We start from the raw sequence: 23,958 nt of genomic DNA, 5'->3' as shown, positions 1-23,958 counted from the left end.
ATGTATTTGAAGATGTGGATTGTGGCAGTGGCGGTCATTGGTTTGATACGATAGAAATCGCTCCCTCCCCTGTTGTCATCGGCACGTCTTCCACAGGTGTGCCGTTGGATTACTTCATCTACGATATTGGACTTTCCGTCGCATGGGACGAGAAACAAGGAGTCATTCGTGTAAATACACACGCTTCCAAACCCCCAAATTCCGGATGGAAGTGATCAAGGTGTCTATTTGAAAATCAGTGACCCTCGTATGATGCTCTCCAACTATGAAGCGATTTATGAAGCACCAGTCGATGCATCTGGCAAGGTAACTCCTATTGTGCGGGAAGGACGTACCTTACGCCCTATTTCTGCCCTTATCGGAGCGCTAGGCGGAACAGCAAATTGGGACAACACGGAACGGAAAGTCACGATTCAACTCAACGGTAATACCGTTGACGTTTGGATAGATAAGAAAAACGCAGTCGTCAACGGAATAGCAAATGAGTTGGAAGTAAGTCCAACCATCTTAAACGGCCGCACTATGCTCCCCCTCCGATTTGTAACGGAAAATCTGGGTTTAGAAGTCTTATGGGATAATGAAAACAGAATCATCGCAGTATATCAGCCTTGGTTTAAACGAGAATTGATTATGGACGCAGATATATACTCTGAATTTTTCCCGTTGCTCATCTCAGAAGATGTTATTCCGGAAAAAGTTGCCCCGATATCCTCTAAACCAATCACTGGTTATGTAGAAGGATATTATCCATTAGAAACAGATGGATTTAAAGCACAGGTGCCCGAGGCTTGGACGTTCATGTATAGTGAAGTGAAATATAAAACAAATCCTTCCGATATGTATAGCATTGATACAAAAGCAACACCTACGGAAGAAGAGTACGAGTTTAATCCTATTTCTGAATACATGACCTCTCATGGTATTTATTCAAAAATGAGAATTGTCCCTTATGACCAAAATATACATCATACTGATTTTCTTAAACGAGTAATATTTAATTTCAAGCCAAACGAATTTAGCCCTGTTAGTGTAAGTAGCTCTGACTATGCATTAATGAATAAAAGTTATAGCGATTCAATTTATGATCGTTCATCTTGGGATCTTATTGTCTTTAAAAATGACGTTTGCTATATCCTGACTTCGGGTCACGAGATTAATTCAGCAGGTATCTGGCCAGCCGAGGTGCACAGATCAAATATAAAAAATTTCAGAGCCCAGCTCGAAATCTTATACGGATCTTTTGAGATAACTAATCCGAACATTGTATTTACTGAAGTAGTCAAAAATTATTTACCTGTTTCTAATTAAGAATCCCAAAAAAACATCAGCTCGACGAACTTGTCGAGCTGATGTTTTTGTTTAAAATAAGTTCACTGTTCATCTTGTGAATAGTAGTATTATAGGAAATAATTATGTAAAAAAGGAGTTGACTAAATGAAAAAACATGAATTCATGAAATTCATGGCTGAAAAATATGATATTTGGTGTGAAATCCACAACCGTGAGATCATTATCGATACAGGGGGAGTATTCCAAATTATTTGTAGATCCCTTATGTGGAATCATGAAATTATGAGTGTAAAGTTTCAGCAAGCAGCTTTGAGGAGAATCAAAGCTAGAGCGAACAACTTAACTAAGTTGGAAATTAAGCAGATAATATCTCAAGATGCGCCATTTTACGTGGAGCCTTTTCAAGATCTGCTTGATAAGAATTACATAGCCCATGAAGGGGACAAAGCTTGGGAAACTATTAAAGCTGATTTTCTTGAGTACTCTGATTTTTGGTCCTCAGATTCATTTTCTTCTAAGGCCCCCGGGTACTTGAACAACGAGTTTATTAAGAAATATGGAATTGAAGTTGATGGAATTGAGGGAAACAAAACCATTTTCTTCAAGAAAACCGAACTGATTCCATCATTTTTTTTGACGTGCTGTCAAAAGTATACAAAGGTTGTCAATAAAGATATCACAATTAAAAGTAGAAGCATCACTGGGGATTACAAAGGGAGTCCCAAAAACACCTTAAATGATATGGCTGATGTAGCAGGCATTTATTTAAAAGTGATTCGCAATAGTGAAGACTATTGGGAGAATCTCCATATATTCGAGAGAGAAACGAGTCTCATTTCATTATTTGGTTTGAGAGATACACTAACTGACTTGAAGAGTTTAGACAAAGATGGAAGTAAATCCATCAAGAAATTCACTAATATACTAGCGTATATGGGAGCTATTGATGACTTGGATGTCAGAATCACAGCCTCCAAAATGATATTGGATAACATAAAGCCATATTCTAAATACAAAAAAACCTGGGTAGAAGCAACCTATTTCAATTTAACATCATTTTATCAGATTGTAACCCTTTGGGAAGCATATATGAGATTACTAGAAGAAGTTATTGAAACGGAAATATATGAGTACGGATATAACAAATTCAATTTAAAAGATGCAGAGCCTAAAGATAGTGAGACTAATGCATCTAAAGTATTTAAGGAATTGGAAAGGAAAGTAATAATAAGCAATACACTTGATGAGTTAGAGAATGACGTGGTAAGTACAAGGTTACCTATAAATTCATCAATTATAGAGGACAATAGTAGTTGGACGACAATTGCTGTGTTATTTCAAAAACGAAATAAAGAATTTCCGAAAAAAGAACCATTCAGTTCAGCATTTTCTTATGATTCGTGGCTTAAATATGAACGAGAATATTAAAGTCCAATGGACGCAGAAAAAAAAGAAGTCGCAAGCATTGATAGCGCGGACAAGTTGTTAGATGAGGACAATAGTACCGAGTTTTCCAGAGAAGATTTTAAGGAATTAATCGGAAATAAGAAAACTGCAGAAGATACGGTTGAGACTAACCTCTCTCTTCAATCAGATCGTCAATCAGATCCTCCATCATTAAAGATACTGATGACATTTATAAATGGAATAGATATTGAATCTGGAGAAACATTTTTTAATCGAGTTCTCAAACTCTAATAATTTTTTTTAAAGGAGAGACCCTTCATGCCGTCTCTCTTCTTTGTTTTATAAGGCCTCCACCCTATTTAATCTGACAATTCCAAAATTATTGGGTAGCAAACGCATGTTACGCTTCTCTTGCACTTCTCAAATACAAGGGAGGAAATTGGAATGAAGAATGAAAATGTTAGTTTGATGAACTCAAAGAACGATGCTGTCAAGGAGGTGTTGTCAGCGGAATCTACGCGTATTTACAAGAAGATGCAGAAACACTTCGAAAAAGCTATCAAGGGTGACAATCGTTATTCCGCACTATTAGTTAATCCTACTTCTGCTACGCTAATAATCAATGGAAAAGTAATCGACTTTTCTAAGGCAATAGCAGCAGTTGTGACCGACTCTTCCATCTTTCTCATGGGTAAGGTTGGCGAAAAAATTATCAGTATCCGTAAACCAACGGGCACGTGTAACGAGCTATCGCTCCTGATTCGTCATAGGCCGCTTGGAGATACGGAGTTCATGGTGTCAACCGGAGAACAATTTTACGAACGAGTTGTTAGGGAACAACAAGTCGACAAGGAGAGAATCAGAATCTTTTTATATGCCGAATATGGACATCTCCATCCTGGGGCAACGTTTGGGATGTATGACAGCCTATTTCATCCTTTTAGTGAGGCGCGAAATTTCACACTTGGATCTAAGGAAGTTGCTACATTACGGGTGAGCGGATTCGGATATCTAAGCGAATTATTCCCCGAATTGATACAGCTGTGGAGCGCTGAAAGCATTAAACAGCTTGATGAAGGTAAAAAAGAAAATGAGTGATATCGAATTTGAACCATTCATCAATGAACTAACAGAAGATGGAAAATTTGTTTATCATCAGATGATCAACAACGAGTACGAGGCTGTTGGTGGATATCCTGAACATCTACCGGATCAAATTATCTCCGAACCGTTTGTTGAACCGATTGCATCGTTAGATGAGCAAGCGAAAGGTTCGCGAAGTCCCATTGCCTATGAAGCGACGCAGATGTTACTTGCCAAATGGACGATTATCTGCGTGAATGACAGTTTTTTGGTCTACAATGAGCGCTACGGTTTTTTTGGGGAACATACCGACCGGCAATTGGAGATTCTGGTCCGAAAGAGTGTATCCAAGACTGTTGACAAGCATCTCAATGCCGCTTCAATGAGGGATGTGCTTCATCGGCTGCGGAGCACCCCTGTTCTCCAAGTAGATCCGTTAGATCTAGACTCTCATAGATTAGTGGTGAATTTCCGTAATGGCGTCTACGATATCGTTTTCGATCGTATGGAGTTGCATAGCCCTGAATGGCGCTTTACCAGCTTCATCAATGCCGATTTTCGCCAAGATGATGACAATAATGGACGACAGTTTCTTCAGTTTCTGGAGGAATGTACAAATGGAGACACCAAAAAAATCAATTCCTTGCAGGAGGTCTCTGGCTACGTTATTGGCAATGAGTGGCGTGCGAAGAAATTTTTTGCGTTGATTGGCGTGCCCCACTCGGGTAAAAGCGTCTGGTTAACTATATGGAAATAACTGGTTGGGGAACGATTTACCACTTCCATGTCACTACAACAGCTTGGAAAAAACAGATTCATGAGCGCCGAATTGCTAGGATCGAAGCTGGATCTAAGTTCTGAAATGGATGAGCTTGGAGACTTGCGCGGGGTTGCTTTAATTAAAAGCATTACTGGTGGTGACATGCTAACTGCGGAGAAAAAAGGAAAAGACCCTTTCCACTTTTATCCGAAAACCAAACTCGTTGCCGCAGGGAACCATATGCCGCTACCAGAAGGCTCGGATGGAACGGATGCATTTGTCGATCGCCTCTTGTTTCTTATCTTTGAACATTCAGTTCCTGAGCATTTGCGTGACAAAGAACTCATCTCCAAATTGTTGCGAGAGAAAGATTTCATCGCTACATGGGCGATTGAAGGACTGCGCAGCTTAATGAGGACCAAACTGGTTTTTACCGAGAGTGACGCAGGAATAGCGTTCCGAAAAGGGTACAAAAGTGAGAAAAACTCTGTGGCGGCTTTTATAGAAGATTGCTGCGATGTCGACTTTGGCGTAGAAGACTATCGTGAGCATCGAAGGAATCTTGTGGATGCGTACAAGAGATACTGTCAAACAAATTGTATCAAAATCATCAACTCCACTGACTTCTTCAATCAACTAACGAATGCCGGATTCAAGACCCATAAATTCCGAATGCACGGATCGTCCCCTCTTCGCGGCTTTCTCGGCATCCGTTTAATCCCAGAAGTCCAAGAAATCCATAAAAAATCTTTACATGAACCTATATGGAATGATGATGATTGAGGACTCAATTTAAACGTCTACAACGGCTACGTGAAGCCTAAACCTTGATTTGGTAGGGTTTTCTGCCACATCTGACGAAGTCATCGACGGCTACAAGCAGCTTCGTCAGACTTCAATCGCATTAACCAGTATATTCAACTATATATTATTAGTCTGAAGAGATAGTAAATTGTATTCCGTAAAAGATAAAGATCAAATAGGAGGAGTCATCAATGTATTTCATTAACGACATTCATAACCAAAATTATATCGAATGCATGGAACAATTCAATTGCAACAACCGAGAGTATATCTCGGCTTGTTATATAGCTGCTTACCCAGAAATATTTAAGTGCTTTTCGTTATCATATCAATTCAATGGACCGTTTGATTGGTTCTTCGAGCATTTATACACCGTGGACATTCCAAATGCTAATGATGCACAAAAGAATGGCGACGCCGCTCCATTAACTGGCCAAACGACAGCCCTAGTACATCTTGGATTGAATTTATGGAATGGACATTCATTTGATTTAGCAAGTGGACTTTCGATCTGGGACTCTGAGCTTTACTCAGTGGCTCTTCAAGCGATTAATTTACGATGGGAGGATCGTAATCAATGAATAAATCTGACTACCCATTAATTCTACAAATCAAGAACGTACAAGAAATTCTGGGCATCTCGCGCTCAACAGCTTACGAAATTGCTAAGGCACCCGATTTCCCGTTACTCGTCATCAACTGTAGAAAAATCGTATATAGAGACGACTTTTTCAATTGGCTGGATTCCAAGCGCACCAATCCCAATGTGATATCAGCATAACGGAAACTTCTACGTCGAGATGGCACAAAAGCCATCTCTACACTTTTAGAAAGGATGATCATTTATGAAAGGTTACTTTAGAAAACGAGGTTGTAAATGTAGCGGTAAACGGTGTACTTGTGAAGCTACTTGGTCATTCACCCTGGATATCGGTAGAGATCCATTCACAGGAAAACGAATCTAACGACAAATGGGCGGGTTTAAAACTAAGAAAGAGGCTCAAGCTGCATGCGCAGCAATGTATACGGAGCTTGAAGAGGGAACCTACATTGCAGAAAAAGAAATGTTATTCTCCACTTTAATTGAAGAATGGCTGAGACTCTATGAAACCACTGTAAAAATTAGTACAGTACGTGTTCGAAAGCATGAATCATCTCGACTTCTCGATTATTTTCAAAATCATCAAGTAAAGACCATTACCAGGAAAGCTTATCAAAATGCCCTGCTAGACTTACACGAACGAGGCTTTGCGTTAAATACGATTGCAGGTGTTCACTCAACAGGGAGAATGCTTTTTACCAAGGCAATAGAATTAGAAATTATCAAAAACGATCCAACACAATACGCAAAGTTACCTCGCCCACAAAAGACAGTTGAGGAAATTGAAGCGGAAGAAAATGCAGGAAAATACCTTGAAAAGCATGAACTAAGCTTTTTCAATCAGCGAAAGAGGAAGGGGTTAACGAACGACTATATAATCTTCTTGATCCTTGCCTACAGTGGGCTTCGAGTCGGTGAACTATGTGCATTGAAATGGAAAGATTTCAATTTTAAGGAGCATACACTCTCCGTAACGAAGACCTATTACAACCCTACAAATCGAGCGACTGAGTATCATTTGCTGACACCTAAGACAAGCACTTCGAAACGAACCATAGAGCTTGACCCACTGGTTTTTAAAGAGTTAGAAAAGCTAAAAGCTCGCCAAAACGAGCTTAAAATGCTCCATCGAGATGTGTATTACGATCAAGACTTCGTATTTGCCAAAACAGCGAAGGATATGGGATATCATGAGTTCATTAAAACGATCCAGAACCGTATGAGACGGCTTCTACGAATCGCTGGCTTGAATGAGGCATTAACCCCTCACTCGTTACGTCACACACATACATCGTTGCTTGCTGAGGCTGGGGTCGGCATTCATGAGATTATGGAAAGACTGGGTCACCAAGACGATGAAATTACAAAGCGTGTATACTTGCATATTACTAAAACAATGAAGAAGGAAGCTTCTCAGAAGTTTAGTGAGCTGATGAGTAGCATACAACAACTATAGAGTAAGAATATCAAGAGGATTTACATTCTATTTTAATATGCAGGATGTAATTCTTCTGTTTCATATCTAGTATTACACATCGGACAAGAAATAATCCAACGCATGCCTCCTGGATCAGGTAAGTACGTTCCATTCTTCCTATAGTCTAAATGTTTAGCACACACACCACATTCTATATCACTGTTATCATGGTATACCAGACTAGGTCTAGTATTAAAATCATTAATTAAATCCTCTAATTGTTTATTAAACAAGTCTGTGTCAATTTTATTCAAAGTTTCCACTAGATTAATTGAATAAATTAATTCTTCGTTATTCAATAAACCAGATAAATCCGAATGCAATAATCGTTGATCTGTGTCACTAAAATCATGCTTATTATTAGTCACAAAATACACTGTCTGATTATTATTTCTAGCAAACGTCAAACAACTAATAAAATTTACAGCATCACCAATACTATTTTTATTTTTCTGGAATGGTTTCTTATTTTGCAAAGCTAACTCTGCACTCTGACTAAGAATTTCATTATTGATATTGACTATATTTGACTTAGATGAGGTGAGAATCTTATCAATTCTTTCTATTCTTTGTGTAGCATCTGCTATTACAGTATCCATTGTATTAAAGTACTTGCTTAAGATATTCTCCAGTTGACTGTAATCTTCTAGACTTAGGTACTTCTTAATATCTTTAATACTATTTACTTTCTTTGATATTGTAGTTTTTAAATAATCAATAACTTTTAATTCTTTATTTCTATTCCATTCATCAAGGATATTATATGGTACTACTAATTCTAATTTAGATGCTTCTAAAAGAAGTTCTAATTGTTGAAGAATGATCTCTTCATATGGTGGTTCGTGAAGTGCTAAAAAAATTAAAACATCGGTGTCAATACATAAATACACAATCTCAACCCATTTCATTAAGATATAAAAAACACCTTAGAGAATCCAAGGATCTCTAACTCCTGAATTCTATAAGGTGTCTTCATTTTACACTATGTGGGCAAAAAGTGGGCAATCAGTGTTGCTCCGAGAAGAATCCCTTGCTGCGCAAGGGATCAGCCCTCAGTTTACATCATACCGCCCATGCCACCCATGCCGCCCATGTCAGGCATGCCAGCGCCGCCAGCGCCTTTTGGTTCTGGCTTGTCGGCAACAACTGCTTCAGTTGTCAGGAACATAGCTGCAACGGATGCTGCGTTTTGCAGAGCGGAACGCGTTACTTTAGCAGGGTCAACGATACCCGCTTCGAACATGTTCACCCAAGCGCCAGTAGCTGCGTTGTAGCCTACGCCGATTTCTTCGTTTTTCAAACGCTCAACGATAACGGAGCCTTCTTGGCCTGCGTTCGCTGCGATTGTACGGATTGGCTCTTCCAGTGCGCGAAGAACGATGTTAACACCAGTTGCCTCGTCGCCGTCTGCATTTACAGCCGCTACCGCTTTATATACGTTCACAAGAGCTGTGCCGCCGCCGGATACGATACCTTCTTCCACTGCTGCGCGAGTGGAGTTCAGGGCATCTTCGATGCGAAGCTTGCGCTCTTTCAATTCTGTTTCAGTAGCTGCGCCGACTTTGATTACTGCTACGCCGCCAGCAAGTTTCGCCAGACGCTCTTGCAGCTTCTCTTTGTCGAAATCGGAAGTGGTTTCTTCCAATTGAGCTTTGATTTGATTTACACGAGCCAGGATGTCAGCGGAGTTGCCAGCGCCGTCAACCACGATCGTGTTTTCTTTTGTGATGCGCACTTGACGTGCGGAACCAAGTTGTTCTACTGCAGTCGATTTCAGCTCAAGGCCGAGCTCTTCTGTAATGACTTGGCCGCCTGTCAGAGCAGCGATATCTTGCAGCATTGCTTTGCGGCGGTCGCCGAAGCCTGGAGCTTTAACCGCTACGCAAGTGAATGTGCCGCGCAGTTTGTTGACGATTAGCGTAGCTTGAGCTTCGCCTTCTACGTCTTCTGCGATGATCAGAAGCTGCTTGCCGGATTGAACCACTTTCTCCAGAACAGGCAGGATCTCTTGAATGTTGGAGATCTTTTTGTCTGTGATCAGGATATAAGGATTATCCAGGACTGCTTCCATTTTGTCCGTATCCGTAATCATGTACGGGGATACGTAACCGCGGTCGAACTGCATGCCTTCAACCACTTCAAGCTCCGTATTGAAGCCTTTGGACTCCTCAACAGTAATAACGCCGTCGTTGCCGACTTTCTCCATCGCTTCTGCAATCAGTTGGCCTACTTCTTCGTCAGCGGACGAGATGGAAGCAACTTGGGCGATCGATTGTTTGCCTTCGATTGGCTTGGAGATAGCTTTCAGCTCTTCAACAGCAGCTTTAACGGCTTTCTCGATGCCTTTGCGGATAACCATAGGGTTAGCGCCAGCTGTAACGTTTTTCAGACCTTCGCGAATCATCGCTTGAGCCAGAACAGTCGCCGTAGTTGTACCGTCGCCTGCTACGTCGTTTGTTTTTGTTGCTACTTCTTTAACCAGTTGAGCACCCATGTTCTCGAATGCATCTTCCAGCTCGATTTCTTTTGCGATGGACACACCGTCATTCGTGATGAGCGGGCTGCCGAATTTTTTCTCCAGAACGACGTTACGTCCCTTTGGTCCAAGCGTAACTTTCACCGCATTTGCCAAAGCGTCAACCCCGCGGAGCATGGAACGGCGAGCGTCTTCGCTAAATTTGATTTCTTTAGCCATGTTCAATTACCTCCCGAAAATTAGATTAGTATGTGTACGCGAATTTATTCGAAAATCGCGTGAATGTCGCTTTCTTTCATAATCAAATATTCTTTGCCTTCATATTTGATTTCTGTGCCCGCATATTTGGAGAACAGAACGCGGTCGCCTTCTTTTACTTCCAATGCAACACGAACGCCGTCTTTCAGCGTGCCGCTGCCCACAGCTACTACTTTGCCTTCTTGTGGCTTTTCCTTAGCCGTATCCGGCAGCACGATGCCGCTCGCAGTTGTTTCTTCCTTCGCGATTGGTTCGATCAATACGCGTTCACCCAAAGGTTTGATCATTGAAAATAGCCTCCTTCTAAATTTGTCGCTTATTGTAAATTCGTTAGCACTCATAAGCGTGTAGTGCTAACAACCATTTTTATCATACTTTTTTTTGCGATTGATTTCAAGTGCCTGGCTCTATTTTTGCAGGATTTTTACACCCGTCTTACCACGTGCTTGTCCAGCAATCCTCTGAGTCCGATGCGTCACTCCCCGTTATAGCGCAAGCCATGCAGGATAAAGTCCGTCAGATCCTCGGCCAGCATCTCTATGTCAGGTTTCTTGTCCTCGCGAAGGAGCATCCAATACTCCTGATCCCGTTGGAACAGCAAGGTCCCTGTGACCGACATGAATGCCGAATCGAGCGAACGAAAAGCAAAGTAACCCTGCCTCCGCCCTTCATCCATCCAATGCCTCAGCATCTGCCACATCGGCATGACATGCGCACGGATTTTCATAATGCGCGGCGTATTCAGAATGATTTCTTGCTGAATAATACTTATCAGCTGCGGCTCCACATGCCGATACATCGTGACCTCGCGAATAACCAGCCTAACCCCTTCAACGGGATGAAAGCTCGGATCGATGGAAGCTATTTTTTGATTTGGAAAAAAATTCTCGAACAACGCGCCGAACAAATTTTCCTTCCCGCCGAAATGATACGAGACAAGCGCCACATTGGCGCTTGCCTCCTCACAAATCTGTCTAATTGTTGTGCCATCGAATCCTTGCTGCGCAAACAACTTTTTTGCGGCAAGCAGAATCCGGTGTTTAATATCTTGTTCTTCGGCTAATGTCATAATCAACCTCCGATAATCATTGTCGCTTACTTTTCTTTGCGCTGGCTCGCTATCGCAACCTCAGGCTGGCGAACCGCCTGCCGACCTTTCACCAGTACGGCAACTGCGCTGACTGCAATGGCCGCCAAGGCGATGGCTGCAAGCATCCCGGCATCCGAGCTTACGCCCGGACCGCCAAACAAAATATTCATCGTCCCGTCAACCGCGTAGGTGGCCGGCAGAAACTCGCCAAGCCCTGTATAGAAATCCGAAAGCAGCTCACGAGGCACGATTGCACCCGAGGAGACGAGCTGCGCTGACAGCAGCATAATGTTGAACAGCATGCCAGCCATGCCGAACAGGAACAGGAACATTTGGGAGACGAACATAAAGGTTAACAAGAACAGACCCAGGAAGCCCCACAGATACAGGAACCCATGATCAAGCTGCCCTCCTAGAGCTACAAGCAAAGTGGCTCCAACCAACGAAACCAGGACAGCAGACACCACATTGATGATCGCTCTTGCTCCGAATCTTCTCCATTTGCTCACGTTTGCTGCCGTTGCCATGGAGGACTGCTCCAGATTCATACCCATAATCATCGCGCCAACGTAGGAAGCCAGTACCAGCATCATAGGCACCATCTGATTGTTCATGCCTTCTACTACATTCGACGACTCCACAACGCCCTGTACCCGCTCAGACAGCAGCGGCGCTACTGTCGCGGCCTGCTGATCCGGCATCCCCATGCCGCTCAATGTCTTTTGGACGCCTATGGCGACAGCCTGTCGATTTACTTCGGATGTAATTTGGGAAGCTGCGCTGCTCATGATACTTTTAATCAAGGCAGGATTGGATTCATTTAAATAATAGTGCAGGTCCCCTTGGCTCTCGGAACTGCCCGCTTGATCAGTGAAGCCTGCCGGAATGTGCAGCACCATCTGAACCTCACGCTCATTCAGATCGGCTCTTGCCTCCTCCAGAGAAGGGCTCTGAACGATATGGAATGGAAGCTGCTGCGCCAAGTTGGCGGCTATCTGCTCTCCCATAGCCGTATCTTCGTTCACAACTGCAATACGGAGCTGATCGACACGATCTGTTACTCCATTATAACCTGTCATCCATATCACCGCGAAAATGATTTGGAACATAAATGCAGTAATAATGCCAACCCAAGTTGTTGGCCGCTTCATAAAGGCTTGTAAAGCTGATTTCATACGAATCCACTCCTATTTCTGTATGTTAAACGTTTGTTTAAAACATTTGTTTAAATTATGCGCCTGCCTTCTCCTTCTGTCAAGAACCAAAAAAAAGACCTGTCGCAATCACGACAGATCTTCTGTAAGCTATGTCGGGCTCCGCCCTATTATTCTTCCTCTTCCCGCCACTTCGCATCCGCAATCTGCTGCTTCCGGTAGACGATGTCTGACATGAATAAGCTTAGCTCATACAAACCAATAAGTGGAATGATGACCAGCAGATCCGATATTAAGTCCGGCGGCGTTACCAAGACACCAATGACAGCCAAAATGAAATAAGACAATCGACGCATCTTGCGTAGACGCTTCGGATTGAGAATTCGGATTGCCGTCAAAAACATGATCAGAAGAGGCAGCTCGAACAATAACGAGATTGGAATTAGTATTCCGAACATAAAGGAAAAGTATTGAACGATTCCGAATGTCTCCTCCAGATTCAAATTTCCCGCGATCATGCGGGTAAAGTTAAACGCAAGCGGGAAGACGACAAAATAAGAAAAGGCCAGCCCCGTCAAAAACATAAGAAGAGCGAATGGCACGTATTTCAGCGTAGAGCGCTGCTCATGCTTCTTCAGCGCCGGCTTCACGAAGGACCATAGCTGATAGGCTATAAATGGAAGCGTCACAATAAGCGCGATCACGAACGCTATTTTCATATACATGCCGATACCGTCCCATAGCGAGAACGTATGTAGACTAAGCGTATTGGCCGGCTTCTGGCTCATCAGGAAGTTGTACGCCGGCTCCGCAACAATAATCCCCAGCACAAGACTTAGCAGTAGCACGATCATCACATAGATAAGACGTTTCCGAAACTCTCCCAGATGCTCTAGCAGGGGCATCAATCCCTCTTCGCGTATCACCTTCCTGCGCGATATCGCAGCCCCGTCGGTGTTCTCTTTCGTCATGCCAATAGCTGCTCCCTTCTTCCCGGTCTTGAACAAGAAAAAAGCGGGTCCGATTAGTCCGGAAGCCGCTTATTTTCCTTCTCGTTATGTTCCGAACGGTTCACTTCGGTGCGATTCTTGTCCGAATCCTTGCGATCGTTATCGTCCATAATATCACGAGCGCCGGCTTTGAACTCACGAAGCGTCTTACCGAAAGCGCGCCCCAATTCAGGCAGCTTGTTCGGTCCAAACAATAGCAGCGCAAGCAACACTAGCAGAATAATGCCAGTAACGCCAATACCTCCACCCATAAGTCAAACCTCCACATTATCATTTCTATACTAGTATAGGCCATAAAAAAAGCTCATTCAACCTTACTGCCTATCTCAACGGACAAGCAATCCACCGTAACCCATCCCTACGATATCCTCGCGTACAATTCGATCGCCTGCCAACAGCTTGGGCAGCAATACATCAAAGGACGTATACGGGTCATGCATGACACAGCCAGGCAAGCCCATGATCGGCACGTCGCCTATGTAACCCATCAACAACATAGATCCCGGCAGCATTGGCGTTCCGTAACTTACAATATCGGCTCCGGCCGCCGCAATAGCGCCCGGCGTGCGGTCATCCGGATCAACGGACATACCGCCAGTTACCAGTATCATATCATACCCTTGGCTCAGCAAATAGTGTATTTCCTTGACAATTTCTTGTCGATCATCAGGTGCGAATCGCTGCTCGGCCACTTCAGAGCCTAGCGCATTCAACTTCTCAGCAACAGCCGGACCGAATTTATCCTGGATTCTACCGTGATACACTTCGCCGCCTGTTGTGAGCAGCCCTGCTCTCATTTTACGGAACGGACGAACTCCAAGCGGCGCTCTTCCTTCATTCTGCTCCCTGTAGGTGGCAGCAATCCTCTCCACTTCCTCGATCTTTTTCTTCGAGACAACAAGCGGAATAGCCCGAGTTGCCGCTATCGGACCGCCCTCTTGTACGAGAGCATCCGTCTTCACCGTAGCCAGTGCGATCTCGCCAAGCCCGTTGATCGCTTCGACGACCTCCTTGGCAATATACGTGATACCTACGATTGGGGACTTCAAGCCCACTTTCCCCTCATGCGGCTCCGTCAGGCGAAGCGACTCATCCGCAAGTGCCTTAGCCATACGAATTGCCGCATCATCTTCATGAAGCTCTGCATCATCCAGCTCCATAATGTAGATATGTTCTTTCCCGATATCAAGCAGGCTAGGAATGTCCGTTTCCGTAATCACATGTCCGCGCTTAAATAACCTTCCCTTGAATGTACCGGGAATAATTTGAGTCAAATCATGAGCTAGTCTTAATCCGATCGCATCATGAACGCTTACTTCCTTCAGCTTCGTTCTCATCCTGGAGGAAGTCCTATCTGTCTCGATCGATGCCTCTCTCTGATTCATGCGTTATGATCTCCATGCTGGCCCGATAGAATAGCAAGCGCGTGAGGCAGCTGATCCATAATGGCCATCAGGCTCTCATGAACGCCTTTGGGACTGCCTGGGAGATTCACGATCAGCGAGCTGCCGCGAATGCCGCACACGCCTCTGGACAGCATCGCTCTTCTCGTCTTATGCAGGGCGCCCATCCTCATCGCTTCCGCAAGTCCGGGAACTTCCCGGTCAATGACCTTCAGCGTCGCTTCCGGCGTAATATCGCGCGGCGCAAGCCCTGTTCCTCCTGTGGTCAGCACCAGATCGGCTTGATAATACTCCGTCATTTCGATAATCGCCGCCATAATTTCGTCTTGCTCATCCGGCACGATTCGATAGTCTACGATCTGGCCGCCAAGCTCTTCCTCGACAAGCTCGCGAATAACCTGTGCGCTCGTATCCTCTCGCTCACCCCGCGAGCCTTTGTCGCTGGCTGTCAACAATGCAACCTTCCACTGCATATCCCATTCCTCCCTCTCTATTTTCTTCAAGGGTATGCCTAGCGTTTATAATCCCCGCTCTTCCCCCCGGACTTTGCCATAAGCTGCGTCGGTCCGATTACCATATCCTTCTGCAAAGCTTTGCACATATCGTATACGGTAAGCGCCGTAGCGGATACCGCTGTTAAAGCTTCCATTTCTACACCTGTTTTTCCTTTTGTCTTCACAGTTGCTTCTATGTAAAGTTCATCCGCTCCGTTATCACTGAATGCAATATTCACACCCGTTAACGGCAACGGATGACACATGGGTATCCAATCCGATGTTTTTTTGGCAGCCATAATACCGGCTACCTGCGCGACAGCCAGGACGTCGCCTTTGCCGATACTGCCTTCCTTAATTCGCTCAAGCGTTGTGGTCGCCATTCGTACGGTCGTCTGGGCAGTCGCTTCCCGCACCGTAATATCCTTCTCCGAGATATCGACCATCTTGGCTCGTCCCTGATCGTTGAAATGGGTTAGCTCCATCCTTATCGCCCTTTCGTCCGTATTCATGTTATTGCCCGATTATCATTAATCCCCGCTCCGTCACCAGCCCGTCCAGCTGCAGATCATGCGAGTCACTCGGCACAGGCGCTTCCAGTACTTGCGCTTCGTATCCGGCTCCTATCCAGAGGGGAGGAGTTCCTGTCGCCAACATCGCTTCCGCGAATCGGTCATAGTAGCCGCCGCCGTAACCTAATCGGCCGCCTCTCCGATCAAAGGCCAAGCCTGGCACGATAACGACATCCGGTACGGTCCCCACTGGCTTGGCAGACGAGCGTTCCAGATCAGGCTCCATAATGCCGTAGGAACCAGCCGTCAGCTGTTCCCATCCTGTTATGCTATGAAGAGTCATAGAATGATCGGCCTTTACGCAGCGTGGAAGGAGCACTTCAATATTCTTCTTCCAGCACCATTCTATGAATTCGTTTATATTCAATTCGCTTCTGAACGATACGTAAGCCATGACGGTCCGACAGGAATGTGCATCCAGCCATTGCGCCAAATGTCGGCAGGACAGGCTCGACCATTCATTCCGAAGTGCCTCGGACAACCCGTTGCGCAGACCCGAGAGCTTCGTCCGGCTAGCCGACTTATCATGCCCCGCATATTCCATTGGCATCGGTCTTCATCCATTCTGCTTTCATCTTATAATCTACATGTAGTGTACCATTGTTATACAACTTTCGCCAATGGCGGCGCGAGTTTGTGGTACACTATAGGGTAATAATTGATGCCATTTAGGAGTGGAGGTTTCATCATGTTGTTGCAAGTATCGAATATTTCCAAAAGCTACGGCGTGAGCGCCATATTATCTCATATATCGATGCAAGTTCTGGAGAGAGAGCGCATCGGACTTGTCGGCGTCAACGGCGCAGGCAAATCGACTTTACTCAAGATTATCGCTGGCGAAATGTCTGCCGACTCCGGCGACATTCATAAAGCAAAAGAACTGAAGCTCGGTTATCTCGCCCAGAATAGCGGCTTGCAGTCCGAACGTACCATAATAGAAGAGATGCGTGCAGTTTTCTCACATCTGATCGAGGCCGAGCAGGAATTGCGCGACCTTGAAGTGAAGATCGCCGATCCGGAGCTTCATGCCAACGAGAAAAAATATGCCGAGGTGCTCGATCGTTATGCCCATCGTTCCGATTGGTTCCGTGAGCAAGGCGGCTTCGAGATCAACACTCGAATCAACAGCGTCCTGCACGGCATGGGGTTTGGCTCATTCAACCTCGACACCATCATTTCGACGCTTAGCGGCGGGCAAAAAACACGTCTCGCGCTTGCTCGTATTTTGCTGCAAGCACCCGATCTGCTTATGTTGGACGAGCCTACCAACTATCTTGATATCGAGACATTAACATGGCTGGAGTCTTATCTTCGCGGATATCCCGGCGCCATTGTCGTAGTCTCTCATGACCGCTATTTCCTGGACGCGCTAGTCGACACCATTATCGAGATCGAACGGCATTCCGCGAAGCGGTATACAGGCAATTATACCCGTTATCTGGAGCTGAAGACTGCAGAATACGAAATCCATCTCAAGCATTATGAGAAGCAGCAAGAAGAGATCGAACGGATGGAGCAATTCATCCAGCGGAATATCGTGAGAGCCTCCACCACCAAGCGTGCCCAAAGCAGACGCAAATCGCTGGATAAGATGGAACGGATGGACAGACCCGCCGGCGAGCTGAAGAAGGCTCACTTCTCATTCGAGATTGAACGAATGACAGGCAAGGATGTCCTCTCGGTTGATCATCTCTCGGTTGTTTTCCCGGGAGGGGATAAGCCATTATTTCATAATGTGAAATTTGATCTGACCAGGGGCGAGACCGTTGCCTTGATCGGCCCGAACGGGATCGGCAAGTCGACGCTTCTGAAGACGCTGGTTGGACAGCTAGAGCCCACGACTGGTACTATTCAATTCGGCTCACACGTTAAACTCGGCTATTACGATCAGGAGCATACACGACTCAATGGCCAAAACACGATACTGGAAGAAGTGTGGGGCTTGTACCCCCACATGGAGGAAGCGCGAATTCGTACCGTATTAGGCAATTTCCTGTTCAGCGGCGAAGATGTGCTGAAGCGCATATCTTCTCTTAGCGGCGGAGAGAAAGCTCGCGTCTCGCTCGCCAAGCTAATGCTTGCTCAAGCCAATGTGCTGGTACTCGATGAGCCGACCAACCATTTGGACCTGTTCAGCAAGGAAGTGCTGGAGTCTGCTCTGCTGGATTATGAAGGCACGCTCTTCTTCATTTCTCATGACCGTTACTTCCTGAATAAAATGTCTGACCGTATTGTCGAACTAGGGCCGAACGGCGTAGAGCATTTCCTGGGAAATTATGACGAAATGTTGGAGAAGAAACGTGAGATTGAAGATGCCAGACTCGAAGCAATTGCAGCAGCGCAGAGTAAAAATCAAAAACTAAACGAAACCGCAAATGCTGTCCCTGCAACCTCATATGAAGCCGAGAAGCAAGCCAAGCGCGATGAGCGTAATCGCCAGCGCAAATCGGAGCAGTTGGAGGCCGAGATCGCTTCGCTGGAAGAACAGATCGGGGAATTGGAGCAGCAGCTTGCCGATCCAGAAGTTTTCAACAATTATATTCGAATTCAGGAACTCCAAGCTGAAATCGACCAATTAAAGGCGAAGCTTGCTGTAACCTACGAGCAATGGGAGCAATATATGTAAGTTCAAATGAATGGGGCTGTTCCCATGTCTTAGATGACTACAGGACAGCCCTATTTCTATTTTCTCTTCACAATATCAACAAAAAAAACCGTTCCTTTCGTAAAAGGTAAGCACGGCTCACCGTTTACGAAAAGAGCGGTTTTCGTTACATTCCATCAATTAGGAAGCGAGACAACCCTTCCTGCCTCGAAAACCCTATTAATACTGCTCCATGCTAATCAAGCCCAAGCGCTTGGCTTCCCTTATCGCCTCTGACCGCGATCTCACATTCAGCTTTTCGAATATTTTCGTCAACTGGTATTCCACGTTCCGCTGACTGACATGCAGCATCGCCGCAAGCTCCTTATTGCTTACGCCAGCCGCTACCTCATGAAGGATCGTCATTTCCTTCTCATTAATCGACACGTCCTCAATGGACAGCTCCGAGCGCGAGATCGCCACCTCATGCCTTCTGAGCTGTTTCAGAAGCGGAATCGGAATGACCGCCTCTCCTCGAAGCGCACAACGTATGGAATTATGCAGTTGATCCCTGGATGCCGTCTTCGAGATGAAGCCGGATACGCCCGACTCTACCAGCAGGTTGAAGTGTGTTCCGATCTCGTAACCGGAGTAAATAATGACTTTCCGTTCCGGATCGATCTGAATCAGCCGCTTCGTCAGCTCCAGTCCGCTAATGCCTGGCATATTCAAATCGCATAATATAATGTCGAAGGTCTCCGAGTGAACCTTATCCAACGCTTCCAATGCTGACAGCGCCACTGTTACTTTCATATCGCTGTCTTGCTCGATCATCGTTTTGGTTCCTTCACCGACCGACGGATGATCATCAACTAATAAGATACGAATCACGCGATATACCCCTCTCCGAAAGTCCGCTCGACACAATGATCGGCATTAAAATAATGACCTCCAGGCCTTTACCGCGTTCCGAATAGAAGGAGATGTCTCCTTCAAGGCTAGCCACACGCTCTTTTATCCCCGACAGGCCCATATGCTCAAACGTCTCTACCATATAATTCACATCCAGGCCGACTCCATCATCTTGATAACGGAAATAAATCGTACCCTCGCGCAGCTCCAGCTCGAGCTGGACAAGCTTCGCTCCGGCATGCTTATCGGCATTGCGCAGCAATTCCTGCACAATTCGATAGATGGCCGTAATTTGCTCCTCGTCCATCTGTTCATGGATCGCTTTGGAGCGGAATTGCACCTCAAAATTAACCCTCATTTGGGTATGCTCGATAATCGATTCAACAGCTTCTACTACGCCCATTTCCTTCAGCAGAGGCGGACGCAGCTCATTGCAGGTTTCCCGAATTTGATGAATGACATCAAGCAACCCTTCCTTAATATCCTCAAGCTCTCGCCCAAGCTTATCCGAGATGGGATGATCCATCATCACAGACTCCAGCTTCCGATACCATAACAGCTGGTCTTGAAGCGCGGAATCATGCAAATCAGCAGCAAGCTTCCTTCTCTCATTCTCCGACAAGCAGAAGAGAAGGCGAAGCACCCACGGCGAAGTCGTATGCTCCTTGCGAACCTCAGACTCCAAATCCTCGATCAATCCTTCGATCAGATACAAGTTTTCGAACACAATACTGGAGTAGTTAGCCATCGTCTTCAGCCATCGGATCTCATCCGAATTGAAGCGCGTGTGATTGGTCTTGAGGCCAATCCACAAGATATGATAACGGGAGCGTTGTCTTCCGATAATAAGGCCCAATCCATACGGCAGATCGATAAGCTCACCCAACTTGAACGTATTCATCACGCCAAGCAGGAAATCACCTGTTACTCTCTCCTCATGATCGTCGCCCATCGGAAACACCGCATGCTCCGCCTGATCCACAATGAGGAACTTGATGCGACTAACCGGCAGCAGCGAGTCGATCTCTTGCTTCAATACGGCCTCCAGATCAGCCTGCTTCATGACGCGGGCAATACTTCGGGAGAAACGATCCAGACTGTCTTGATAGCTGTACATCGCTTTGAACAGCTTCGGACGGAATCGCTGATCAATCTGTTCTTTGGCATAAAGGAATAAGGTCATGACCACAAAGATCACCAAAAATATACCGATCCAATTCGACCAATAAATTCCTATATTGTCCATCAAAACGACCGATATCGCCATGGTCACTAATATGGAAGGAATAAGCGAGAGTGCCGTATAATATTTGAAGCGCGTTAAAATAAAATCGATATCGAATAGCTGATTCGATGTCGACAAATAAAAGTACACAACGGGCAGTATGAACAAAAACAACGCCGTAAATGCCGGCGGCAAAATTTGGCCAGCCCCGAACAGCTGCGGCAATAGATTCAGCATCGCAAATGGCGAAAATGCGACGAGATGCGAGGTCAATGTAATCGTGAAAAGTGATTTCAGCTTCGTTCGGCGATGCTTCATAAACTTCCCGATTAGCTTGAGCGCACATATCAAATTGCCCATTAGTACGATTGCACTATAAGCACCTTTAATGTACGAAAACACTTCAATCGATAACAAGTCCGTCCATATATAGATTAAGCTAACTAAACTCTGCGCTCCTACAATAGCATAGAGCACAGCCAGCGCTTTTGTCCCAATTAAATAGGTATCGAATCGCTTCAAATAGATATTCATAAAGCTCAGGAATAATAACGGAATATTAGGCAATACGACATAGATAATAGAGATTCCTATGGGGTCTCTCAAGATAGACGCTGAGGAGCTGTAATAGGATAGACCTATAGATAAAAAAAAGAGAATAAGCATGATAACAGCAGGATCATGCCTTCTTTTCACATAGAGAAAGACGGAGAATGCACAAAATATAATTAACGAAATTCCTGGTATATAGAGTTGAAGCAACAGCTCTAACGTGGAATGGTCACCTGACCATGCTTTTGAGAATGTGACAAGCTCGGTCGAATTGTCACGATGTGTAACGAGGACATTATCGGCATATTCCAATGAATAATATTTGGTAACATTCTCGAATTCTTCAGCGGGCCTATGATTAACCTCCAAAATTCGGTCGCCAATCTGTATGCCCATCATCTTCGCTTGGCCTTCCGGCTCAATCGACTCAACGGTATATCCATTAACCGGATCATGAGTTAGAACAGCTCGAATGGAGGGAGCTCTCGTAATGACCAAGGTCAGATATAATAGTAGTCCAATAAATACTGCCAGGAAGATGGTTGTAATGGTGCGGTTAAACATAGTGGATTTCATACAACCTCTTCCTTTCAGCCGGTTAGTCCGTTAGTTCCAAATGAATGCGTAACCATTCTTTTCTTGTTTGTTGTTCATTTCACCCAGCAGAGCTTGTTGTTCTGCTGCGGAAATACCAGCTAGTTGCGGTTGTCCTCCCAAAGCCAGTGACATTTTCTCTGTGCTGCTGACCAGTTGACGAATTGTTTCTTTCAACATTTGAACTCCTCCGCCTCTCTAAATCTTATAATATGTAGCTAGTACATTTATACTATAACAAGATTTGATAGGTTCGCCAACGCAAACCTCATTCGTATTTACCGAAATGGGTTTTGCGCGATTGTCGAAAAGTCTTATGCTGACTGGTCTCCCGCAAGCAGATGAAGCAGTTTGTCCTTCCAAATCGCATCCGCCTGCAGCTCCGTAAGCAGTTCTTGAAATCGATTATAGTGCATACGGCTTACGACAGAACCGTATAAAATCACACCGGATTGCTCGCATGCCTGCAAAAATAATTCTTTTTTCCCGGTTACGTCATCCTTGGTTGCGCTGCCGGTATAATAATCCCGGATCCACCCGACTTGCTCATCCGGTCCCTCAAGCAAATACATCGTCAGCAACGTATGCTTGCGGTTCAGAAAATCGCTTTTCTCATCCCACCGCAACAGGTCCCGGCTATCGTTCCGAAGCTGAGCGGATATGCCCAGTTCAGACGCATATTCCGCTACCGTCTCATGCCAGGGGCGACCGGCAAGCAGTACGCCGGCCATACATGCGATGACGAGAAGCGATGCCGACTTGTCCCTTACCATCCGGAAGTAATCCTCATCAGAGCGGACCTCATTCATAAGATCCAACATCTGTCCGTTGGCGGATTGAATCAGCCCCGCATTCATCATAACCGCAAGCTCGCCGCGCAAACCGGGATCACTCGTTGCGTGGAGAAGCGCCTGCTGGGATAGCGTAACCAGCGACGTGGCAACGTGCAGAGCTATCGGCAGCGGAACCTTCATCCATGGTTTTGACGGCGCATCACCGTCCTCCAGATCATCCAAAATGTCGGAAGCCAGAATGAAGAGTTCGATTGCTGCCGCAGCCCCGTCGATGTCAGCCCCCTTGCCTCCGAACATATGATAATGGATGACCGTAAGTTCTCCGAACAACATCGTCTCTTCCAGCTTATCATCAATAAAAGAGAGAGAGAAACGGGACAAGGGCTCTGCAGTAAACCACTCTGCGGCATACTGCTTCATTCGCATGCCGATATGTTCCTTCACAATTGACATGAGTCATCCTCCGATCCATGCAATAATATTCCAATTATACTATGAATGCCGGATCGTTTCATCTTTAATCGGTGTTCTCTTAATTCCCCCCTCGCTTCTCTTCATTAGGAGATGTGCGATCATCTCCATTCGTTTCTCCACTAGGCTCTTGCGCTCATTGGCCGGATCGTTGCCGCGATTGCCGAGTTTCGTGGACTTAAACTCCAACACCTCCCGCGTTGCTAACGGCGTAGTGCATATATACAGCTTCCATGGTCAATCCGCCTCCAGGAAGTTCTGCAATCAGTTTTGTCGGGCTGTCACAAGCAACTAGACTCCCCTCCCTCATGACACCAACACGATCGCAATGGTACTGAATCTCGGTCATATCATGCGACACAATAACAATCGTCTTGCCCTGTAGTTTAAGTGCTGCCAGTATGGCCCAATATTCCTTCTTCGCCTGGGCGTCCAGTCCTGTCGTCGGCTCGTCCAGAAAGACGATAGACGGATCGTTCACAACGGCAATCGCAAGAGTCGTACGCTGCCTGAGTCCTCCGGACAGTCTTCTTACGACCTTATCCTCATAAGCGGTAAGTCCGAATTGCTTCAGAATGCCGTCAACGTTGTTTTTCTGATGGTAGAACCCTTGGAACATGTCCAATGCCTCGCGCACGGTAAGGCGGTCAACAAGCGATGTGCTTTGCGAAAAAATATTGATATGCTCCTTCAGCTTGTCTCCCTCCGTGCCCATATCAAAGCCCATAACTTTTACTGCGCCTTCATCAAGAATCTGATTGCCGGACAACAGCTCTAGCAGCGTCGTCTTGCCTGCTCCAGTCTTGCCAATTAAACCGAATATCTCGCCCTTCTTCACCTGAAAGGATACTTGCTTAATCGCATTATTCGTCCCATAGTGCTTGCTGACTGTGTCCACCTGAATAATCGCTTGCTTATCCATTCGGTCTGCCTCCGTAAATATTTTA

The 23,958-nt window shown here is 45.4% G+C and carries 26 protein-coding genes and 1 pseudogene; 10 read left to right on the top strand and 17 right to left on the bottom strand.

Translation table 11 applies throughout. The annotated features are described in order from the left end of the window. The first annotated feature begins 228 nt into the window (after positions 1-228). From DX130_RS21060 to DX130_RS21020, 9 genes and pseudogenes are all read left to right on the top strand, one after another. Positions 229-1,308, top strand: coding sequence for a copper amine oxidase N-terminal domain-containing protein (locus DX130_RS21060; RefSeq protein WP_133297960.1), 1,080 nt, complete (start codon positions 229-231; stop codon positions 1,306-1,308). Between the two features lie 126 nt (positions 1,309-1,434). Beyond that, positions 1,435-2,718, top strand: coding sequence for a hypothetical protein (locus DX130_RS21055; RefSeq protein ID WP_116048745.1), 1,284 nt, complete (start codon positions 1,435-1,437; stop codon positions 2,716-2,718). A gap of 6 nt (positions 2,719-2,724) precedes the next feature. Next, positions 2,725-2,988, top strand: coding sequence for a hypothetical protein (locus DX130_RS21050; protein ID WP_116048744.1), 264 nt, complete (start codon positions 2,725-2,727; stop codon positions 2,986-2,988). 153 nt (positions 2,989-3,141) lie between these two features. Then, complete coding sequence (locus DX130_RS21045; protein ID WP_116048742.1) at positions 3,142-3,795, top strand: hypothetical protein; 654 nt, start codon at positions 3,142-3,144, stop codon at positions 3,793-3,795. Beyond that, positions 3,788-4,537, top strand: coding sequence for a hypothetical protein (locus DX130_RS21040; RefSeq protein ID WP_165861393.1), 750 nt, complete (start codon positions 3,788-3,790; stop codon positions 4,535-4,537). The genes DX130_RS21045 and DX130_RS21040 overlap by 8 nt, the downstream gene beginning before the upstream one ends. Positions 4,538-4,564: 27 nt before the next feature. Continuing rightward, positions 4,565-5,323, top strand: coding sequence for a phage/plasmid primase, P4 family (locus DX130_RS21035; protein WP_116048739.1), 759 nt, complete (start codon positions 4,565-4,567; stop codon positions 5,321-5,323). A gap of 212 nt (positions 5,324-5,535) precedes the next feature. Further along, positions 5,536-5,925 (top strand): hypothetical protein, encoded by a 390-nt coding sequence (locus tag DX130_RS21030; protein WP_116048737.1) that lies wholly within the window; start codon positions 5,536-5,538, stop codon positions 5,923-5,925. Continuing rightward, on the top strand, positions 5,922-6,125 hold the full coding sequence (locus tag DX130_RS21025; RefSeq protein ID WP_116048736.1) for a helix-turn-helix transcriptional regulator: 204 nt from the start codon (positions 5,922-5,924) through the stop codon (positions 6,123-6,125). The genes DX130_RS21030 and DX130_RS21025 overlap by 4 nt, the downstream gene beginning before the upstream one ends. A gap of 64 nt (positions 6,126-6,189) precedes the next feature. After that, positions 6,190-7,401, top strand: a pseudogene (locus DX130_RS21020) (site-specific integrase). A 32-nt stretch (positions 7,402-7,433) separates the two neighbouring features. On the opposite strand, the gene DX130_RS21015 reads toward DX130_RS21020, so the two are convergent. The 11 genes from DX130_RS21015 to DX130_RS20965 form a co-directional block, all read right to left on the bottom strand. Beyond that, a complete protein-coding gene (locus DX130_RS21015; RefSeq protein ID WP_116048734.1) occupies positions 7,434-8,330 on the bottom strand; it encodes a PIN domain-containing protein in 897 nt (298 codons plus the stop codon). 149 nt (positions 8,331-8,479) lie between these two features. Then, a complete protein-coding gene (groL, locus tag DX130_RS21010) occupies positions 8,480-10,117 on the bottom strand; it encodes a chaperonin GroEL (RefSeq protein ID WP_116048732.1) in 1,638 nt (545 codons plus the stop codon). Between the two features lie 44 nt (positions 10,118-10,161). Next, positions 10,162-10,443, bottom strand: coding sequence for a co-chaperone GroES (gene groES / locus DX130_RS21005; RefSeq protein ID WP_116048730.1), 282 nt, complete (start codon positions 10,441-10,443; stop codon positions 10,162-10,164). Positions 10,444-10,631: 188 nt separating this feature from the next. After that, positions 10,632-11,225: a TetR family transcriptional regulator gene (locus DX130_RS21000; RefSeq protein ID WP_116048729.1), complete on the bottom strand. Its 594-nt coding sequence runs from the start codon at positions 11,223-11,225 to the stop codon at positions 10,632-10,634. A gap of 26 nt (positions 11,226-11,251) precedes the next feature. Continuing rightward, positions 11,252-12,421, bottom strand: a complete 1,170-nt coding sequence (locus tag DX130_RS20995; RefSeq protein WP_116048727.1) for a YhgE/Pip domain-containing protein — start codon at positions 12,419-12,421, stop codon at positions 11,252-11,254. Positions 12,422-12,570: 149 nt separating this feature from the next. Then, the gene (gene tatC, locus DX130_RS20990) at positions 12,571-13,371 is read right to left on the bottom strand and encodes a twin-arginine translocase subunit TatC (protein ID WP_116048726.1); all 801 of its coding nucleotides are present in this window, start codon (positions 13,369-13,371) and stop codon (positions 12,571-12,573) included. A gap of 53 nt (positions 13,372-13,424) precedes the next feature. Further along, positions 13,425-13,661, bottom strand: coding sequence for a twin-arginine translocase TatA/TatE family subunit (tatA, locus tag DX130_RS20985; RefSeq protein WP_116048724.1), 237 nt, complete (start codon positions 13,659-13,661; stop codon positions 13,425-13,427). A 75-nt stretch (positions 13,662-13,736) separates the two neighbouring features. After that, entirely contained in the window at positions 13,737-14,795 is a 1,059-nt protein-coding gene (locus DX130_RS20980; protein WP_240644624.1) for a molybdopterin-binding protein, read from the bottom strand. Beyond that, a complete protein-coding gene (locus DX130_RS20975) occupies positions 14,792-15,286 on the bottom strand; it encodes a MogA/MoaB family molybdenum cofactor biosynthesis protein (protein WP_116048723.1) in 495 nt (164 codons plus the stop codon). The genes DX130_RS20980 and DX130_RS20975 overlap by 4 nt, the downstream gene beginning before the upstream one ends. Positions 15,287-15,324: 38 nt before the next feature. Continuing rightward, complete coding sequence (gene moaC / locus DX130_RS20970; RefSeq protein ID WP_116048721.1) at positions 15,325-15,792, bottom strand: cyclic pyranopterin monophosphate synthase MoaC; 468 nt, start codon at positions 15,790-15,792, stop codon at positions 15,325-15,327. 28 nt (positions 15,793-15,820) lie between these two features. Further along, the gene (locus DX130_RS20965; RefSeq protein ID WP_116048719.1) at positions 15,821-16,429 is read right to left on the bottom strand and encodes a 5-formyltetrahydrofolate cyclo-ligase; all 609 of its coding nucleotides are present in this window, start codon (positions 16,427-16,429) and stop codon (positions 15,821-15,823) included. A 138-nt stretch (positions 16,430-16,567) separates the two neighbouring features. Between DX130_RS20965 and DX130_RS20960 the strand changes: the two genes are divergently transcribed. Beyond that, complete coding sequence (locus tag DX130_RS20960) at positions 16,568-18,505, top strand: ATP-binding cassette domain-containing protein (protein WP_116048718.1); 1,938 nt, start codon at positions 16,568-16,570, stop codon at positions 18,503-18,505. Between the two features lie 198 nt (positions 18,506-18,703). On the opposite strand, the gene DX130_RS20955 is transcribed toward DX130_RS20960, so the two are convergent. The 6 genes from DX130_RS20955 to DX130_RS20940 form a co-directional block, all read right to left on the bottom strand. Beyond that, complete coding sequence (locus tag DX130_RS20955) at positions 18,704-19,354, bottom strand: response regulator transcription factor (protein ID WP_116048716.1); 651 nt, start codon at positions 19,352-19,354, stop codon at positions 18,704-18,706. Further along, positions 19,332-21,728 (bottom strand): ATP-binding protein, encoded by a 2,397-nt coding sequence (locus DX130_RS20950; RefSeq protein WP_116048715.1) that lies wholly within the window; start codon positions 21,726-21,728, stop codon positions 19,332-19,334. The genes DX130_RS20955 and DX130_RS20950 overlap by 23 nt, the downstream gene beginning before the upstream one ends. 30 nt (positions 21,729-21,758) lie before the next feature. Further along, positions 21,759-21,926, bottom strand: coding sequence for a competence pheromone ComX (locus tag DX130_RS26580; protein ID WP_165861391.1), 168 nt, complete (start codon positions 21,924-21,926; stop codon positions 21,759-21,761). Positions 21,927-22,060: 134 nt separating this feature from the next. Continuing rightward, a complete protein-coding gene (locus DX130_RS20945) occupies positions 22,061-22,993 on the bottom strand; it encodes a polyprenyl synthetase family protein (RefSeq protein ID WP_116048713.1) in 933 nt (310 codons plus the stop codon). Positions 22,994-23,032: 39 nt separating this feature from the next. Further along, positions 23,033-23,200 carry a hypothetical protein gene (locus DX130_RS26575; protein ID WP_165861390.1) on the bottom strand — a complete coding sequence of 56 codons (168 nt, stop codon included), beginning with the start codon at positions 23,198-23,200 and terminating at the stop codon, positions 23,033-23,035. Then, entirely contained in the window at positions 23,190-23,933 is a 744-nt protein-coding gene (locus tag DX130_RS20940; protein WP_116048711.1) for an ABC transporter ATP-binding protein, read from the bottom strand. Before DX130_RS20940 ends, DX130_RS26575 begins: the two co-directional genes overlap by 11 nt. Positions 23,934-23,958 lie beyond the last annotated feature (25 nt).

Source organism: Paenibacillus paeoniae (assembly GCF_003388735.1).
Taxonomy (GTDB): Bacteria; Bacillota; Bacilli; order Paenibacillales; family Paenibacillaceae; genus Pristimantibacillus; species Pristimantibacillus paeoniae.
The sequence above is the reverse complement of the archived record's forward strand: the minus strand, read 5'-3'. Positions and strand labels throughout refer to the sequence as shown.

What these genes read in the sequence shown, in the direction of transcription:
- DX130_RS21055 (WP_116048745.1), top strand. Translation starts at nt 1,435, where the DNA reads ATGAAAAAACATGAATTCATGAAATTCATGGCTGAAAAATATGATATT.
- DX130_RS21050 (WP_116048744.1), top strand. Translation starts at nt 2,725, where the DNA reads ATGGACGCAGAAAAAAAAGAAGTCGCAAGCATTGATAGCGCGGACAAG.
- DX130_RS21045 (WP_116048742.1), top strand. Translation starts at nt 3,142, where the DNA reads ATGAAGAATGAAAATGTTAGTTTGATGAACTCAAAGAACGATGCTGTC.
- DX130_RS21040 (WP_165861393.1), top strand. Translation starts at nt 3,788, where the DNA reads ATGAGTGATATCGAATTTGAACCATTCATCAATGAACTAACAGAAGAT.
- DX130_RS21035 (WP_116048739.1), top strand. Translation starts at nt 4,565, where the DNA reads ATGTCACTACAACAGCTTGGAAAAAACAGATTCATGAGCGCCGAATTG.
- DX130_RS21030 (WP_116048737.1), top strand. Translation starts at nt 5,536, where the DNA reads ATGTATTTCATTAACGACATTCATAACCAAAATTATATCGAATGCATG.
- DX130_RS21025 (WP_116048736.1), top strand. Translation starts at nt 5,922, where the DNA reads ATGAATAAATCTGACTACCCATTAATTCTACAAATCAAGAACGTACAA.
- DX130_RS21015 (WP_116048734.1), bottom strand. Translation starts at nt 8,330, where the DNA reads ATGAAATGGGTTGAGATTGTGTATTTATGTATTGACACCGATGTTTTA.
- groL (WP_116048732.1), bottom strand. Translation starts at nt 10,117, where the DNA reads ATGGCTAAAGAAATCAAATTTAGCGAAGACGCTCGCCGTTCCATGCTC.
- groES (WP_116048730.1), bottom strand. Translation starts at nt 10,443, where the DNA reads ATGATCAAACCTTTGGGTGAACGCGTATTGATCGAACCAATCGCGAAG.
- DX130_RS21000 (WP_116048729.1), bottom strand. Translation starts at nt 11,225, where the DNA reads ATGACATTAGCCGAAGAACAAGATATTAAACACCGGATTCTGCTTGCC.
- DX130_RS20995 (WP_116048727.1), bottom strand. Translation starts at nt 12,421, where the DNA reads ATGAAATCAGCTTTACAAGCCTTTATGAAGCGGCCAACAACTTGGGTT.
- tatC (WP_116048726.1), bottom strand. Translation starts at nt 13,371, where the DNA reads ATGACGAAAGAGAACACCGACGGGGCTGCGATATCGCGCAGGAAGGTG.
- tatA (WP_116048724.1), bottom strand. Translation starts at nt 13,661, where the DNA reads ATGGGTGGAGGTATTGGCGTTACTGGCATTATTCTGCTAGTGTTGCTT.
- DX130_RS20980 (WP_240644624.1), bottom strand. Translation starts at nt 14,795, where the DNA reads ATGAATCAGAGAGAGGCATCGATCGAGACAGATAGGACTTCCTCCAGG.
- DX130_RS20975 (WP_116048723.1), bottom strand. Translation starts at nt 15,286, where the DNA reads ATGCAGTGGAAGGTTGCATTGTTGACAGCCAGCGACAAAGGCTCGCGG.
- moaC (WP_116048721.1), bottom strand. Translation starts at nt 15,792, where the DNA reads ATGGAGCTAACCCATTTCAACGATCAGGGACGAGCCAAGATGGTCGAT.
- DX130_RS20965 (WP_116048719.1), bottom strand. Translation starts at nt 16,429, where the DNA reads ATGCCAATGGAATATGCGGGGCATGATAAGTCGGCTAGCCGGACGAAG.
- DX130_RS20960 (WP_116048718.1), top strand. Translation starts at nt 16,568, where the DNA reads ATGTTGTTGCAAGTATCGAATATTTCCAAAAGCTACGGCGTGAGCGCC.
- DX130_RS20950 (WP_116048715.1), bottom strand. Translation starts at nt 21,728, where the DNA reads ATGAAATCCACTATGTTTAACCGCACCATTACAACCATCTTCCTGGCA.
- DX130_RS26580 (WP_165861391.1), bottom strand. Translation starts at nt 21,926, where the DNA reads ATGTTGAAAGAAACAATTCGTCAACTGGTCAGCAGCACAGAGAAAATG.
- DX130_RS20945 (WP_116048713.1), bottom strand. Translation starts at nt 22,993, where the DNA reads ATGTCAATTGTGAAGGAACATATCGGCATGCGAATGAAGCAGTATGCC.
- DX130_RS20940 (WP_116048711.1), bottom strand. Translation starts at nt 23,933, where the DNA reads ATGGATAAGCAAGCGATTATTCAGGTGGACACAGTCAGCAAGCACTAT.